Below are 15,673 nucleotides of genomic sequence, written 5' to 3' on the forward strand. Positions count from 1 at the left end.
CAGCACGAACGAACGGCCGCCGCCACGGTGGTCCGGCGTGTGCCGGGCCGTCGGGAGGCAGCGCTGAACAGGCACCTGGCGGAGCTGATCCCCGGTGGACCCCGGACGGAGCTGCAGCGGCTGGTCCTCGAGCACGACTGGGGGACGACCGCCCTCGGCCCGCAGGCGGACTGGTCACCGACGCTGCGGACCACGGTCAGCACCGCGCTGAACTCACGCTTCCCGTTCCTGCTGATGTGGGGACCGGAGCTCGTCATGGTCTACAACGACGACTACGCCCCCATGCTCGGCGCCCGGCACCCGGCCGCCCTGGGCGGGTCGGCGCGGGATGTCTGGGCCGACATCTGGCCGGCCCTGGACCCGATGGTCGCCGAGGTCATGGCGGGGCGGGCCACGTACTCGGAGGACCTGCTCCTGGTCATGACCCGCCACGGGTTCGAGGAGGAGACCTACTTCTCCTTCTCGTTCAGCCCGGTGGTCGAGCCGGGCGGCGCGGTCGTCGGCCTGCTCGACACCGTGGTCGAGACCACCCACCGCGTGCTGGCGGCGCGCCGACTCGGCATCCTCCAGCGGCTGGGCAGCCTGCCGCGCGCCTCGCACGGCGACACGACGGAGGCGGTGTCCACCGCGCTCGGGGTGCTCGCCGACGCGCGCACGGACTGCCCGTTCGGGCTGGTCTACCTGGCGGACGAGGACGGGAAGCCGCGCTTCGTCGCCGGGCAGGGCCTCGGCGTGCACGGGGAACTGGCCACCAGTGCCATCCCCGAGCAGGTGCTCCGCGCCATGGCGACCGGCGAGGCGCAGACGGTGACCGGGCTGGCCGGCGTCCTGCCGGGGCTGTCCAGCGTCGGCGCGAGCCCGGCCGGACAGGCCGACGTCGACACCGCCGTCGCCCTGCCGCTCACGGCCGCCGGCGCCGAGCGGCCGATCGGTGCGCTGGTCCTGGGCGCCAGCCCGCACCTCCCCCTGGACGACGGCTACCGCATCTTCATGGCGTTGGCCGCCGGGCAGGTCGCCGCGGCGATCGCCGACGCGCAGGCGGTCGTGGCCGAGCGGCGGCGGGCCGAGGAGCGGGCACGGTCCGAACGCGCGCGCGCCCAGTTCTTCACCGACGTCGCCGTCACCCTGCAGCGCGCGGTCCTCGGGCCGACCGCGCTGCCCGAGGGGTTCGCCGTCCACTACGAACCGGCCACCGGCACGCTCGAGGTCGGCGGGGACTGGTACGACGTGGTGGATCTGCCCGGTGGCGGCTACGGCGTGATGGTCGGCGACGTCGTCGGCCGGGGCCTGCCGGCCGCGGCGGTGATGGGCCAGCTGCGCAGCGCCGGCCGGGCGCTGCTGCTGGAGAGCCGGTCCCCCGCCGACGTCCTGTCGGCTCTCGACCGGTTCGCCGCGCTGGTTCCCGGCGCCGCTGTGAGCACGGTCTTCTGCGCCGTCGTCGACCCGCTCGCGGGCATCCTCTGCTACAGCAGCGCCGGGCACCTGCCGGCGATCCTGGTCGAGGAGAACGGTGCCACCTCGCTGCTGGAGGCGGCGAGCGCGCTCCCGCTCGCCGTCGCGGACGGGGACGGGCGCCCGGAGGTCGAGGTGGCCTTGCCCGCCGGCTCGACGCTGCTGCTCTGCACCGACGGCCTGGTCGAGCGGCGGCACGAGGCGCTGGACGAGGGGATCGGCCGGGCGGTCGACGCGCTGGTCGACGGCCGGCACCTCGGCCCCGCCGAGCTGAAGGCGCGGCTCACCGAGCGGCTGCTCGGCGACGCCCCGGACGACGACGTCGCCTTCGTGCTCTTCCGCTGCGGCTGACGCGGGCGCGGTAGCCGGGGATGGACGTCGTCCGGGTGAGCAAGCGGCTGTCCTTCGTCCTGCGGCACCGCCCCGAGTCGGTCGGGATCACCCTGGACCCCGCCGGCTGGGCCGACGTCGACGTGCTGCTCGCGGCGCTCCACCTCACCCGCGAGCAGCTCGAGCACGTCGTGGCCGCCGACGACAAGCGCCGGTACGAGCTCCGGGGTGGCCGCATCCGCGCCAGCCAGGGGCACAGCGTCGCCGTCGATCTCGGTTACGCGGACGAGACGCCACCGGACGAGCTCTTCCACGGCACCGTGGCGCGTTTCCTGGCGGCCATCCTCGCCGAGGGGCTGCGCCCGGGACGTCGGCACGCGGTCCACCTGAGCGCCGACGTCGTCACCGCCCGCGCCGTCGGGAGCCGCCGCGGCGCACCGGTCGTGCTGCGCGTCGACGCCGCCGCGATGGCCCGCGAGGGCGCGCGGTTCAGCCGCTCGGCCAACGGGGTGTGGCTGGTCGCCGCGGTACCGCCCCGCTACCTGACCGTGCTCGGCGGCTGACCGGTCAGGACGGCACCCGGAGCGCCAGCAGGGCGATGTCGTCGTCGCCGCGGGTGCCTAGCGCGCTCAGCAGGCCGTCGCACATGCGGTCCAGCGGCTCCCGGCCGCGCTCCTCCAGCGCCCGCACCAGCCAGGCGGTGCCGTCGTCGAGGGTCATGCCGCGCCGCTCGACCAGCCCGTCGGTGTAGAGCAGCAGCGTGTCGCCCCGCCGGAGCACCACCTCGTGGTCGGTGCGCGGTGGCCCGTCGGCGGTGCCGGCTCCGAGCAGCCGGTCGGGTTCCCGTTCCAGCACCTCCACGCAGCCGTCGGCCCGCACGACCACCGGGGGCGGGTGCCCCGCGTTCGACCACTGCAGCGGCACCGCGTTCCCGGCCACGCCCCGCGGGTCGACGGACGCCACGGCCACGGTCACCAACGTGTCCAGCCCCAGGCCCTCCAGTACGTCGTCCAGCACGGTCAGCGCGGCGGCGGGGGAGCCGTGCCCGACCCGGGCGAGCGCGCGGAGCATCCCGCGGGTCTGCGCCATGGTGGCTGCCGCGGGCGCGTCGTGGCCGGCGACGTCGCCGATGACCAGCATGGTGCGGCCGTCGGTCAAGGGAAAGGCGTCGTACCAGTCACCGCCGACCTGAGCCTCTCGCGCGCCGGGGAGGTAGCGGGCGGCCGTCTCGAGCCCCGGGACCTGCGGGATGCCGCCCAGCAGCGCCCGCTGCAGCGTCTCGCCGGTGTGGACGGAGGCCCGTGTCGCGGCGGCCTCGGCGCCGAGCCGGGCCACGTGGGCCTCCCGGCGGAGCCGCAGCTCGCAGGTCACCACGGCCAGGATCCCGCCGAGGGCGACGGCGACCAGCCGGACGCTCTGCGCCACCGCTGTCTCGGCGGTGTACTGCTGGCTGTAGAGGCCGAGGAGCGTGGTGACGACGAACGCGGACGCCGCGTACGCGACGGTGGCCTGCCGGCTCAGGAAGGTCGCCGACGCGAGCGGGGCGATGACGGTGAGCCCCAGCACCACCTGGCCGCGGCCGGTGATCACCTCGGCGATCACGACGAGCAGCAGCACGATGGCCGGCAGCGCGGTGTTCACGCGCCCGAACCGCTTCACCGCATCCCCCTCGTGCCCGCCAGCAGCGCGGCGCGTCCCCTGGTCAACCTAGAGGACGGTGGCGGCCTCGCCGTCGACCCCCGGAGCGGTCAGCCGCCGGTGCCGGGCATCGAGTCCAGGGGCAGGCCGACGTAGAGCATGCCGATGAGGGCCCCGCCGTCGTCCCGCAGCCCGGTGTAGGCGGTGAAGTACGGCCGGTCGGCAACCGTGGCCGCACCGGTGTAGGTCCCGCCGGCCAGCACGGCGGCGAGCACCGGGTTCGGGCGGCCGTCGGGGCCGGTCCGCGCGATGGCGGTGCCGACATTGCGCCGGCCGGCGGGCGTGAGCACCGTCGTCGCCACCCGCACCATGCTCCCGGCCTCGTCGAGGCGCTGGAACAGCGTGCAGCTGCCGCCGACCTGCCGCACCACCTCGTCGACGAGCCGCGACGGCCGGCGGGGGTCGTCGCTGCGCTCCACGGGCATGTCGCCGAGCAGCAGGTCGGGGAGCGCGGCGGTGTGCGTGGCGCCGGTGGTCTGGTCGCGCACGGGAAAGGGGGTCCGGGCGTCGCCGAGTCGGGCGCCACCCAGGTCGGCCAGCTGCTGCTCGGCCACCGCGAGGGCTCGCCGGACGTAGACCACCCGCTGGCTGTCGGCCAGCTGCCCGACGGCCTCGCTGATCCGTGCGGAGCCGCCGGCCGCGCGGTCGACGTTCTCCACGACGCGCTCGGTGGCCGCCCGCTGCTGCTCGACGGCGGCGGCGATGGTGTCCTGCGCCTCGGCGATGGAGCCGAGCGTCCCGGTGATCCGCCGGACCGCCTCGACGGCCTGCTGGGTCTCCCGCTGCACCGCCGTGATCTGCGCGTCGATGTCGCGGGCCGCCTGCGCCGTCCGGTCGGCGAGCTCCTTGACCTCGTCGGCGACGACGGCGAACCCGCGGCCGAGGTCGCCCGCGCGGGCGGCCTCGACGGAGGCGTTCAGCGCGAGGAAGCGGCTCTGCTGGCTGATCGCGCCGATCAGCCGGACGAACTGGGTGATCGACTCGCTGGCGGTCCGCAGCGCGGCGATCCGCTCGTCGACGGCCTGCGCGTCCTGCACCGCCTCCTCGGCGACGGCCGAGGCCCGGCCGGTGCTGGCGGAGATGTCGCCGATCGCGGCGCGCAGCTCGGCGAGGGAGGCGGCGGCCTCCGCGGAGGTGTCGGAGACCTCGCGCGAGGCCCGGGCGAGGACGCCGGCCTGACGCGCGGCGTCCTCCATGCTGGTGTCCCGCCCGGCGGGGCCCCGGGGTGGGCGCGATGCCGGCACGGCCGCCGCCGTCGCCGGGGGGAGCGGAGCGGGGCCTGACGACGCGGACGGACGCACGACCCGTTGCCTCCTGCAGCTGCCGGTGGACCTGCCCGTCGGCCGGGAGGTTCCGAGACACGCTAGGCCGCATGCCCGGCACCCCCGGAAGGCGCGCCGGTCGACCGCCGAAGCCGCCCGTAGGAAGCCATTCCGGCGTCATTCGGTGACCGTCCCGAAACTGTCGACTCGGCGACTCGAGTTTCTTTTGGGACAGGAGTTGAGAATGCGCAGGGTCGTGCCGAGAACAGGGGCGTCAACGAATCGGCGCAGCCAGCACGTGGACCGGGTGACCAGCATCCCGGCGGGTCTGGGCCACTGAGAGAACAGGACCACTGCAATGCGCCTGTCGCGCGTTCTGCTCGCCGGTGTCGCGGTCGCCGGCATCGCCGCCACCACCTCCGCCTTCACCGCCGGAAACACCGTCGACGCCAGCATCGCGGGCTTCGGCGCCAACACCGTCAGCGGTGTGACCGTCACAAACATCCAGTACGTGCCGTCGACCACCGACCACGCCAATCTGGCGCAGGTCGTCTTCACCGTGCAGGAGGACGTCGACACCGGTCACGGGGCGAGCCTGACGCTGCGCAACGGCCCTAGCAGCAACACGACTCCGGGCAGCATCGTCGGGACCTACGAGTGCACGACCTTCGGCACCCACGACGGGACGGTGGGCACGATCACCTGCAACACCGCACCCAACCCCGCGTTCACCAGTTTCACGGGCGTCGGCCTGGCCGTCTTCCAGACGGCCCCCTGACCCACCCATTCGAATAGGGCGGGTGCCGTGCGCCTGCCCGCCCTCCTCGTACCGGTGTCCACGCCATGACTGCTACGTCCAAGGTCGCCAGCACCAGCGCCGTCGTCGCGCTGGTGCTGGCGACCCTGTGGTTGTTCTGGCCCGCCAGCCTCGGCGGCGGCACGACGTACGTCTCCACCTTCGGCAACAGCATGGAGCCGGCCTTCCACACCGGGGACCTGGCGGTCCTCAGCCGGGCCTCCACCTACTCGGTGGGTGACGTCGTCGCCTACCGGAGCGAGTCCCTCGACACGGTCGTCATGCACCGCATCGTCGCCGCGGACGCCGAGGGCTTCGTGACCCAGGGCGACAACAACGACTGGCTCGACGAGGACCGCCCGACGCAGGAGGAGATCCTCGGCCGGCTGTTCGTCCGCATCCCGCAGGGCGGCAAGGCGCTCAAGGCGATCAGCTCCCCCTCGGTGCTCGCGCTCGTGGGCGTCGCCTCGGCCCTGGTCCTCTCCGCGGCCCGCCGGAAGCGCGGCGGCCACCGGGCCCGGGCGCTCCGCCGCCGGCTGCCGACCCTGCGCACGCCGTCCTTCGCCGTCCCGTCGTTCCCGGTGCGCTCGGTGCAGCTCCCACGGGTCCCCCGCGGCTCGCTGACGGTGCTCGTGCGGGCCCGCGCCCGTCAGGTGGCGCTGGTGGCCGCCGCCGTCGCGCTGGTCGCCGCCCTGGGTGCCGGTGCGCTCCTCGTCGTCCCCGGCACCGAGGCGGTCGAGGAGCCGCTCACGGTCACCCAGCAGGGGCGTTTCTCCTACACCGGGACCGCCGAGCGCGGCACCACCTACCCCGACGGGACGGTGGGAACGGGGGACACCGTCTGGACCAGGCTGTCGACCGGGCTGACCGTCTCCTACGAGGACACCGTCACCGGCCCCGACCTCGCCGGCCTCCAGGGCGCGCTGCGCCTCGACGTCACCGTGCAGGCGGCCGACGGCTGGAGCACCTACCTCGCCAGCGGCCCCGTCGTCGGCTTCACCGACGGGGTGGCTGCGGCGTCGGTCGAGGTCGATGCCGCCCGCGCCGCCGAGGTGCTGGCCCGGCACTACGCCGAGGTCGGCGTCTCGGGCAGCACCGCGACGCTGACCGTCACCCCCACCGTGGCCCTCACCGGCACCGTGCGGGGCACCGCCTTCGAGGCGGGCCCCCCGGCCGGCCTGGACTTCGCGCTCGACTCGACGGCCCTGCGGCTGGCCGGTGACCCCGGGACCGTGCTGACGGCGGCGACCCCGACGTCCGTGCAGGTGACCACGGTCGGCCCCCGCTCGTTCGACGTCCTGGCGCTCTCGGTGCCCGTCGGCGTGGCCCGGGCCGTCGTCCTCGCCCTGCTGGCCCTCGCGCTGCTCGTCGCCGCGGCCGGTGCGCTGCTGGGCCGGACCGGCCGCGGCGACGCCGCCGACGAGTTCCTCGTGCGGCACGCCGACCGGATCGTGCCGGTCGCCGGGTTCGCCGCGGGCGGGACCGTCATCGACGTCTCCGACGCCGAGTCCCTGCGCCGGGTCGCGGAGCGGTTCGACACCGTCGTCCTGCACCACGCCGCCGCGGAGGAGGACGTCTTCGCCGTCCGGGACGTCGACGCGACCTACCGGTTCGTGGTGCCGGGCGGAGCGGGCGCCCGGCGCGGCAGGCCGCCCGTCCCGGCCCCGTCCCGGGCGCCCCGTGCGGCCGCCGACGAGGACCTCACCGCGCCGCTCCCACCCGTCGGCCTCCGCGGTCTCCTGGCCTGATCCCGGGAACGACATCGGGGAAGCAGGGCTCCGGAACGTCGTCCGGACCCCCACTTCCCCGAAGTGGTGTTCTGGGAACTACGCCTTGACGATCGCTGCCACCGGGCCGCCGCCGGACGGGCCCTGGTGCACCGCGGCCACCGAGACGAACACCGCCGGGTCGCCGGTCACCGACGCGGTCACGCCGCCCACGCACGCCTTGATCTGGCGGTGCCAGGAGACGTCGGAGTCGTCCAGCATGGCGTTGCGCCGCCCGCGCACCTTGCCGTCGGGCGAGGCCTCGCACTTGAGGAAGACGTTGATCAGCCGGTCGCCGAGGTCGGTGTGGTGCGGCCGCTCCGGCAGCTCGAGGCCGGCGTCGCGGATGGCTGCCCAGATGCCGTCCTGGTCCAGCGCGTCCTTCATCACCGAGTGGCCGACCCGGTAGTTGCCGCCGTGCCCGCGGGCGTTGCCGACGACGACGATCTGCGCCCGGTCCAGCTCCACACCCGACGAGCAGGACGCGACCGAGGAGTACAGCGACAGGTCGCGCATGATCTGCTCCTGCTTCGGCATCTCGATCTCGCCGAGCGCCACCGCGATCCCCAGCGCCGTCGTGCCGTTGGAGATGTCCATGGAGCCGTGCGGCTCCTCCAGGATGGTGGTCTCCCCGCGCTGGTGGGCGTCGCGGATCGTGTCGATCGTCAGCAGCGGCGTCTTGGTCTGCACGTAGTGCACGTCGGCCGGGTCGGTGATGCCCGCGGCCTCCATCGCCTTCTTCACGCCCTCGGCGACCTTCTCGACCATCGCGACGCGGCCGATGTCCTCGGGCAGCAGGACGTCGCTCATCGCGTAGCCCACGGTCAGCCGCGGCTCGTCGGTCTTCTCGACCGAGTCATCGGGCAGCGTCGCGAAGACGGTCGCGTGCGGGCTGATGACGCCGTCGGTGCCACCGGACCACACGATCGGGATGTCGCCGACCTCCTCCTTGCTCCGCGAGCCCTTCTCGAGCAGCACCTCGCGGAAGGCACGGTCGGCGATGATCCGCGTGTAGTCGTTGATCCCGCCGTTGCCCTCGGTCTTGCCGATGACGGCGATGACGCGGTCGGCCTCCATGACGCCGTCGTCGATCAGCTTGGCGAGCTCGGAGGCGTCGCTGACGTTGTGCAGCGGGACCTTGCGGACCTCGATCGGTGCGGGCATGCGGGTTCCCTTCAGGAGTGGGTGAGGACGGTGCCGGCGTCGTCGCCACGGACGGCGTCGGCGATGTGCTGGAGCGAGGTGATGACGGCGCGGGTGGGCGGGGCGTGGCCGGCGGCGGAGCCTTCGACGAAACGGAGAGCTGCTTCCACCTTCGGGCCCATCGATCCTCGGGCGAACTGCCCGGCCGCCGCCAGTTCACGCAGCTCGGCGACGGTGACCCGGCCCAGCGGGCGCTGTGACGGGGTGCCGAAGTCGACCATCACGTTCGGGACGTCGGTGGCGATGACCAGGGTGTCGGCGTCCACGTCGCGGGCGAGGATCGCGGCGGTCAGGTCCTTGTCGATGACCGCCTCGACGCCGCGCAGCGCGTGCCCGTCGACGTGGTCGTCGATCACCGGGATGCCGCCACCGCCGGCGCACACCACGACGAACCCGGCCGCGGCCAGGGCGTGGATGGCGGGCGAGTCGACGACGGCCCGGGGTTCCGGCGAGGCGACGACGCGCCGCCAGCCCTTCTCCCCGCGGTCCTCCCAGGTCTGCCCGAGCGAGACGAACTGTTCCGCCCGCTCCCGCGGCAGGAAGCGGCCCACCGGCTTGGAGGGCTCGGCGAAGCGCGGGTCGTCGGCGTCGACGCGGGTGCGGGTGACCAGCGCGGCGGTGCGCTGGGGGAGGCCGCGCACGGCCAGGGCGGCGTCCAGCTCGTCGGCGACGGTGAAGCCGATGGTGGCCTGGGTCTGCGCCACGTTCCAGTCCAGCGGCACCGGGGGCACCTCGTGGGCGGCGAGCTCGTTCTTGACCAGCAGGTTGCCGACCTGCGGGCCGTTCCCGTGGGTGAGCACCACCTGGACGCCCGCGGCGACGACCTCGGCGACGTGCCCGGCGGCCTGCCGGATCGCATCGCGCTGCGCCTGCGGGGTCGCGGAGCCGTCGGCCCCGGTCATGGCGTTGCCGCCCAGGGCGATCACCACGCGCGTCGACGTCACCCCGCCGACCCTAGCCGCATTTCCCTTAGCGGTGAAGTACTTCTCCGGAGGAGGTCAGCTCGGCTCGGCCGGGTCGTCGTCGTAGGCGCCCAGCGGTCGCTGCGCCCAGAGCACGTCGCGCCACCGGCCGTGCTTGAACCCGACCCGCCGGTAGGTGCCGATCGGCTCGAAGCCCATCGCCGTGTGCAGGCCCTCGCTCGGCTCGTTGGGCAGCGTCATCCCGGCGATCGCGGTGCGGAACCCGCGGGCGGCCAGCCGCTCGAACAGCGCTTCGTAGAGGGCGCGCCCGCCGCCGCGCCGTCGTCGCCCGCCGTCCAGGTAGACGCTCACCTCGCAGCTCCACCGGTAGGCGGCGCGCTCCTTGTACGGCCCGGCGTAGGCGTAGCCGACGACGGCGCCGTCGTCCTCGAGGACCAGCCAGGCGTGCGCCCGCCGGGCCGCCGCGATCCGCTCCGCCATCTGTGCCGGCGTCGGCGGCTCGAGCTCGAAGGTGATCGCCGTGCCGGTGACGTAGGGCGCGTAGATCGCGGCGCAGGCGGCGGCGTCCGCCGGGGTGGCGTCGCGGACGGTCGGAGCGGGGGCACCCATGATCGTCAACGTAGCCGGGCGCCGGGTCGGAGCGCGGTGAGCTGGAACACCCGTGCCCCTCGGCTAGCGTCCCCGGCCGTGCCTCCCGCCCCCTCCTCGACGACCGTTGCGGGGCTGGTCACCGCGCTCGTGGGCTTCCTGAGCTCCTTCGCCGTCGTCCTCACCGGTCTGCGGGCGGTCGGGGCCACACCGGAGCAGGCCGCCTCGGGCCTGCTGGTCCTCTCGGTCGCGATGGGCGTGGCCACCGTCCTGCTCGCCCAGCGGACGCGGATGCCGATCACCGTGGCCTGGTCCACGCCCGGGGCCGCGCTGCTGGCGACGGCCTCGGCGCCCTCCTGGTCGGTGGCCGTCGGCGCCTTCCTCCTCGTCGGCGTCCTCGTCCTGCTCACCGCTGCGTGGCCCCGGCTGGGCGAGGCGATCGGCGCCATCCCCCCGGTGCTCGCCCAGGCCATGCTCGCCGGCGTCCTCGTGCCGCTGTGCCTCCAGCCGGTCCGGGCCGCGCTGGAGATCCCCTGGCTGGTGGTGCCCGTCGTGCTTGTCTGGGTGGTGCTCCTGCGGTTCTCCCCGCGCTGGGCCGTGCCGGCTGCCTTCGCGGTCACCCTCGGCATCATCGGGTGGCTGGCCGTCCGGGACGGCGGCGTCCCGGTCGCGGCGCTGCTGCCGAGCCTGGTGTGGACGACCCCGGACTTCGGCTCGGTCGCCGTCGTCGGCCTGGCCCTGCCGCTGTTCCTGGTCACCATGGCCTCGCAGAACGTGCCGGGCATGGCGGTGCTGGCCGCCTTCGGCTACCGGGCGCCCTGGCGCCCGGCCATGGCGGTGACCGGCGCCGGCACGCTGCTCGTCGCCCCGTTCGGCGGTCACGCGATCAACCTGGCCGCCATCAGCGCGGCACTGGCGGCCGGTCCGGAGGCCGACGCCGACCCCGGGCGCCGCTACCTCGCCGCCCGCACCGCCGGCCTTGCCTACGTCGGGTTCGCGGTGGTCTCCGCCGCCGTCGCAGCCCTCGTCGCCACGGCCCCGGCCGGCTTCGTCGCGGCGGCCGCCGGCCTCGCCCTGTGGCCGGTGCTGGCCTCGTCCCTCAGCGCCGCGCTGGCGCGGGCGGAGGACCGGATCCCCGTCGTCGCCACCTTCCTCGTGGCGATCAGCGGGATCACCGTCGGCGGCATCGGGTCGGCGTTCTGGTCGCTGGTAGTCGGGCTGGTGCTCTGGGCCTGGTACCGGCCGTCCCCCACCGCGCCGGAGCCCACCGTCCCGGCCTGACGGGGACCTGGCGTCAGCGGCGCCAGAAGTCGAAGCGGTCCCGGCCCGGGCGGAACCCGGCCGCCTCCGCGACGGCGACGGCGAGGTCGAACTTCTGCCCGACGGCGGCAGGCGCGTGCGCGTCGCTGCCGAAGCTGACCGCTTCCCCGCCTGCCTCGTAGAACCAGCGCACCTGGTCCGCCGACGCCAGCGGGCTGCTGGTGTTGATCTCCAGCGCCCGGCCGCTCCCGGCCAGGGCCCGGAACACCGCCCGGTACTCCTCCTCGTAGTCCTTCTCCACGTACCGCTGCGAGCCGCCGGGCCAGTACCGGCGGGGGAAGTCCACGTGGGCCAGGACCTGGAAGACGTCGCTGCTCTCGATCATCCCGACCATCTCGCCGAGGTAGCGGCGCATGGTGGCGTCGGCGTCGACGTGCAGGAGCCGGCCGACACCGACCAGCCGACCCTGGTCGGAGAGCGAGTGCAGCGAGCCGAGGATGCGGTCGACCGGGGAGTCCTCGAGGTGGCGGGCGATGCTCGCGGCGAACAGGTGCGGCTCGCCGGTCTCGATGCCCGACCAGATCCGCAGTTCCGGGAACCGGTCGCGCACCTCGGCCAGCTCGGCGAAGTAGCCCTCGACGTCGATCGGCAGCTGGTGGGCCGGGTAGCGGTCGACCAGCCCTTCCGCGGTCGCCCGGTCCTCCTCGTGCCAGACGGTGAAGTCGAGGTGCTCGGTGAAGGCGACCGCGGGCAGGCCCTGGGCGATCGCCCGCTCGCACGCCCTGCGCATGGTCGACGAGTCGGGGGTGTCCCACGACCAGTGGGTGTGCACGTGGTTGTCGGCCGGATGCTGCCCCTGGTGGTCCATCGCCTGTGGATTCTCCCCGTCGTCCACCGGTCGCGCGCGGGGGGCCGTCGCTGTCGGCGGTGGTGCCTACTGTCGTCGGCATGAGCACCGCCGCACCGCCGTCCTCGATCGCCGACGAGGCCCTGGAGATCCTCCGGGAGCTGACCGGCCGCCCCGACGCGGTCTTCCGCGAGGGGCAGGACGCCGCCGTCGCCGCGCTGGTCGAGCGCTCCCAGCGGGCGCTGGTCGTGCAGCGCACCGGCTGGGGCAAGTCCGCCGTGTACTTCGTCTCCACCGCCCTGCTGCGCCGCCGCGGCGCCGGGCCGACGCTGCTCGTGTCCCCGCTGCTGGCGCTGATGCGTGACCAGGTGGCCGCCGCGGCCCGCGCCGGCATCCGCGCGGTGGAGATCTCCAGCGCCAACATGACGGAGTGGGACGACATCGCCGCCCGCCTGGCCGCCGACGACGTCGACGTCCTGCTCGTCTCGCCCGAGCGGCTCACCAACCCGCGCTTCCGGGAGGAGCAGCTGCCCGGGCTGGTGGCCCGCTGCGGGCTGGTCGTCGTCGACGAGGCGCACTGCGTCTCCGACTGGGGGCACGACTTCCGCCCCGACTACCGCCGGATCCGCGACCTGCTGGGCACGCTGCCGGCCGGCACGCCGGTCCTGGCCACCACCGCGACGGCGAACGAGCGGGTGGTGGCCGACGTCGCCGAGCAGCTCGGCGCCGGGGGCGTCGAGGTGACCACCGTCCGCGGTCCGCTCTCCCGCGACTCGCTCCGCCTGGGCGTGCTGCGGCTGCCCTCGGACCGGGCCCGCCTGGCCTGGCTCGCCGCCCACCTCGGCGACCTGCCGGGCAGCGGCATCGTCTACACGCTCACCGTCGCGGCGGCCGAGGAGACGGCGAACCTGCTGCGCGACGCCGGCCACGAGGTCCGCGCCTACACCGGCCGGCTCGACGACGCCGACCGCAAGGACGCCGAGGAGGCGTTGCGGAAGAACGAGGTGAAGGCGCTGGTCGCCACCTCCGCCCTGGGCATGGGCTTCGACAAGCCCGACCTGGGGTTCGTCGTCCACCTGGGCGCGCCGTCGTCGCCGGTCAGCTACTACCAGCAGGTCGGCCGTGCGGGCCGCGCGGTCGAGCACGCCGACGTGCTGCTGCTCCCCGGCCCCGAGGACATCGCGATCTGGCAGTGGTTCGCCACCTCGTCCATGCCGCGCGAGGACCACGCCGCCGCGGTGCTCACGGCGATGGCCGACGGCAAGGCCTGGTCGGTGGCCCGCCTGGAGACGGTGGCCGACGTCCGGCGGTCCCGGCTGGAGCTGCTGCTCAAGGTCCTCGCCGTCGACGGTGCGGTGGAGCGGGTGCAGGGCGGCTGGCGCTCGACCGGGCAGCCGTGGGTCTACGACGCCGACCGCTACGCCCGGGTCACCCGCACCCGGGAGGCCGAGCAGCGCGCGATGCTCACCTACGCCAAGCCGGTCGACGAGGCCGAGTGCCGCATGGCATTCCTGCAGTCCGCGCTCGACGACCCGACCGCCGCCCCCTGCGGCCGCTGCGACGTCTGCGCCGGGCCCTGGTACGCCACCGACGTCCCCGAAGCGGCGTCCGAGGCGGCGTCCGCCGCGCTGGACCGTCCCGGGGTGGAGCTGGCGCCGCGGGCGATGTGGCCGACCGGCGCCGACCGGCTGGGCGTCGACGTCAAGGGGAAGATCCCGCCGGGGGAGCAGCTGGCGACCGGCCGCGCCGTCGCCCGGCTGACCGACCTCGGCTGGGGACAGCGCCTGCGGTCCCTCCTCGGCGACGACGGCGTCGGCGGTGTGGTGGAGCTCGACCTCGAGGCGCCCAGCATCGAGGAGGACCCGGACGCCGCCTTCGACGTGCCGGTGCGCCGCTCCGTCTCCGACGTCCCACCGGACGAGGAGCTCCTCCGGGCCTGTGGCCGCGTGCTCGCCGCCTGGGACTGGGCGGAGCGCCCGGCGGCCGTGGTGGCGGTGCCGTCGCGCCGCCGCCCCCAGCTGGTGACGGGCGTCGCGCAGGGGCTGGCGCGCATGGGCCGGCTCCCCTACCTGGGCGAGCTCTCCCTGGCCCACGGTGGGCCGACCGGGCAGCCTGGCGGGAACAGTGCCTTCCGGCTGGCGGCCGTGTGGGACCGGATCGTCGTGGGCCCGGAGCTGCGCGACCGGCTGGCGGAGGTGTCGGGACCGGTGCTGCTGGTCGACGACCTGGCCGACTCGCGCTGGACCATGACCGTCGCCGGCCGGGAGCTCCGCCGGGCCGGCGCATCGTCGGTGCTGCCGTTCGCCCTGGCGCTCACCGCCTGAAGGAGGACCCCTCTGCCCCCCACGCCTCGCACGCTCGGCGCGGGCCCCTGCAGAGGGGCCGCGTATCCACAGCCTTTCGCACACATGTGCGAAAAAGTCGGGGTAGCGTGCCGGCATGGAGAAGGACCCCCTCCCCCTCACCGCTCGCACGCTCGCCGCGAGCCTCCGGACGGGGCCTGCCCAGCCCTCGATGTGGGATCTCGCCGACGAGGCGACGCTCCAACCCCTGGATGGCGTGACCCGTCACGACCTGGGCCGGGGGGCGTGGGTCGACCACCTGCCCGGCTGGGTGGCCGGCTCGGACGAGGTGCTCGACGTGCTGCTCGGTGACATCGGCTGGCGGGAGGACCGCCGGCAGATGTACGAGCGGGAGGTCGCGGTCCCGCGGCTGCTCCGCTGGTACTCCGGCCGCGAGCAGCTGCCGCACCCGCTGCTCGGCGAGGCCCGGGATCGGCTGAACCGGTACTACCTGCCCGAGCTGGGCGAGCCGTTCGTCACCGCGGGGATGTGCCTCTACCGCGACGGGCGGGACAGCGTGGCCTGGCACGGTGACCGCATCGGCCGCGGGCGATCGGCCGACACTATGGTCGCGATCGTCTCCTTCGGCTCGCCCCGCCCGCTGCTCCTGCGCCCGGTCGGCGGCGGGGAGTCGCTGCGCTTCCCCCTCGGCCACGGTGACCTCGTGGTCATGGGCGGTTCCTGCCAGCGCACCTGGGAGCACTGCATCCCGAAGACGACCAAGCCGGTCGGACCGCGGGTGAGTGTCCAGTTCCGCCCTCGCGGCGTCGCCTGAGCCCGAAAAGTGCGGAACGACGGGGCTGGAGGCGCCGTCCCCTGGCTCCGCGCGGGGCCCGGGGACCCCCCCTGCAGACCCCCTCGGAGAGCGTGTACTGTTCTCCCTGCACCGAGCGAGAACGGACCGGGCCGCGAGGCCCGGGAAACCGCCGGACGAGCCCCCGAGGTTCACCGATGCGGAGCCCGGTGTACAGTGGAGAAACCGCCTCGAACGATGGCCAAGAAATTGGCCGGGATTCTTGCGCGTCCGCTCCTTGAGAACTCAACAGCGTGCCGAAAGTCAGTGCCAAGTAATACCCCGCGCCCTGGCCACTGTGTGGTTGGGGCTGGGATTCCTTTGGTTGATTGATATCGCGAGTGTCAGCTCGCGGTTCTCAGCTGCGATCAAATCATCTACGGAGAGTTTGATCCTGGCTCAGGACGAACGCT

13 protein-coding genes are annotated in these 15,673 nt (G+C 74.5%); 7 read left to right on the plus strand and 6 right to left on the minus strand.

Annotation, left to right across the window (positions count from 1 at the left end; all coding sequences use genetic code 11):
• Positions 1-39 precede the first annotated feature (39 nt).
• Entirely contained in the window at positions 40-1,803 is a 1,764-nt protein-coding gene (locus tag ACI79K_RS18970) for a PP2C family protein-serine/threonine phosphatase (protein ID WP_456600487.1), read from the plus strand.
• A gap of 35 nt (positions 1,804-1,838) precedes the next feature.
• Positions 1,839-2,345 carry an RNA 2'-phosphotransferase gene (locus ACI79K_RS18975; protein WP_456591260.1) on the plus strand — a complete coding sequence of 169 codons (507 nt, stop codon included), beginning with the start codon at positions 1,839-1,841 and terminating at the stop codon, positions 2,343-2,345.
• A gap of 4 nt (positions 2,346-2,349) precedes the next feature.
• Here the strand turns inward: ACI79K_RS18975 and ACI79K_RS18980 are convergent, their stop codons facing one another.
• Both ACI79K_RS18980 and ACI79K_RS18985 read right to left on the minus strand, forming a co-directional pair.
• Entirely contained in the window at positions 2,350-3,423 is a 1,074-nt protein-coding gene (locus tag ACI79K_RS18980; protein ID WP_456600488.1) for a PP2C family protein-serine/threonine phosphatase, read from the minus strand.
• 107 nt (positions 3,424-3,530) lie between these two features.
• Positions 3,531-4,676 (minus strand): Cache 3/Cache 2 fusion domain-containing protein, encoded by a 1,146-nt coding sequence (locus ACI79K_RS18985; protein ID WP_456600489.1) that lies wholly within the window; start codon positions 4,674-4,676, stop codon positions 3,531-3,533.
• A gap of 424 nt (positions 4,677-5,100) precedes the next feature.
• Here ACI79K_RS18985 and ACI79K_RS18990 point away from each other — a divergent pair, with 424 nt between their 5' ends.
• Positions 5,101-5,520 (plus strand): hypothetical protein, encoded by a 420-nt coding sequence (locus ACI79K_RS18990; protein ID WP_456600490.1) that lies wholly within the window; start codon positions 5,101-5,103, stop codon positions 5,518-5,520.
• Between the two features lie 65 nt (positions 5,521-5,585).
• Complete coding sequence (locus ACI79K_RS18995; protein ID WP_456600491.1) at positions 5,586-7,286, plus strand: signal peptidase I; 1,701 nt, start codon at positions 5,586-5,588, stop codon at positions 7,284-7,286.
• Positions 7,287-7,364: 78 nt separating this feature from the next.
• On the opposite strand, the gene bar is transcribed toward ACI79K_RS18995, so the two are convergent.
• The 3 genes from bar to ACI79K_RS19010 are packed head-to-tail and all read right to left on the minus strand — an operon-like array spanning position 7,365 to position 10,039.
• A complete protein-coding gene (bar, locus tag ACI79K_RS19000) occupies positions 7,365-8,468 on the minus strand; it encodes a barbiturase (RefSeq protein ID WP_456600492.1) in 1,104 nt (367 codons plus the stop codon).
• A gap of 11 nt (positions 8,469-8,479) precedes the next feature.
• On the minus strand, positions 8,480-9,451 hold the full coding sequence (locus ACI79K_RS19005) for a carbamate kinase (protein WP_456600493.1): 972 nt from the start codon (positions 9,449-9,451) through the stop codon (positions 8,480-8,482).
• 54 nt (positions 9,452-9,505) lie between these two features.
• A complete protein-coding gene (locus ACI79K_RS19010; RefSeq protein WP_456600494.1) occupies positions 9,506-10,039 on the minus strand; it encodes an arsinothricin resistance N-acetyltransferase ArsN1 family B in 534 nt (177 codons plus the stop codon).
• 78 nt (positions 10,040-10,117) lie between these two features.
• On the opposite strand from ACI79K_RS19010, the gene ACI79K_RS19015 reads away from it, so the two are divergent.
• Complete coding sequence (locus tag ACI79K_RS19015) at positions 10,118-11,299, plus strand: benzoate/H(+) symporter BenE family transporter (protein WP_456600495.1); 1,182 nt, start codon at positions 10,118-10,120, stop codon at positions 11,297-11,299.
• Between the two features lie 13 nt (positions 11,300-11,312).
• On the opposite strand, the gene ACI79K_RS19020 is transcribed toward ACI79K_RS19015, so the two are convergent.
• A complete protein-coding gene (locus tag ACI79K_RS19020) occupies positions 11,313-12,146 on the minus strand; it encodes a PHP domain-containing protein (RefSeq protein ID WP_456600496.1) in 834 nt (277 codons plus the stop codon).
• Positions 12,147-12,226: 80 nt separating this feature from the next.
• On the opposite strand from ACI79K_RS19020, the gene ACI79K_RS19025 reads away from it, so the two are divergent.
• Both ACI79K_RS19025 and ACI79K_RS19030 read left to right on the plus strand, forming a co-directional pair.
• Positions 12,227-14,449 carry a DEAD/DEAH box helicase gene (locus ACI79K_RS19025; RefSeq protein WP_456600497.1) on the plus strand — a complete coding sequence of 741 codons (2,223 nt, stop codon included), beginning with the start codon at positions 12,227-12,229 and terminating at the stop codon, positions 14,447-14,449.
• A 115-nt stretch (positions 14,450-14,564) separates the two neighbouring features.
• Entirely contained in the window at positions 14,565-15,242 is a 678-nt protein-coding gene (locus ACI79K_RS19030) for an alpha-ketoglutarate-dependent dioxygenase AlkB (protein WP_456600498.1), read from the plus strand.
• The last annotated feature ends 431 nt before the right edge of the window (positions 15,243-15,673 follow it).

It is taken from the genome of Blastococcus sp. SYSU DS0616, from assembly GCF_054051015.1.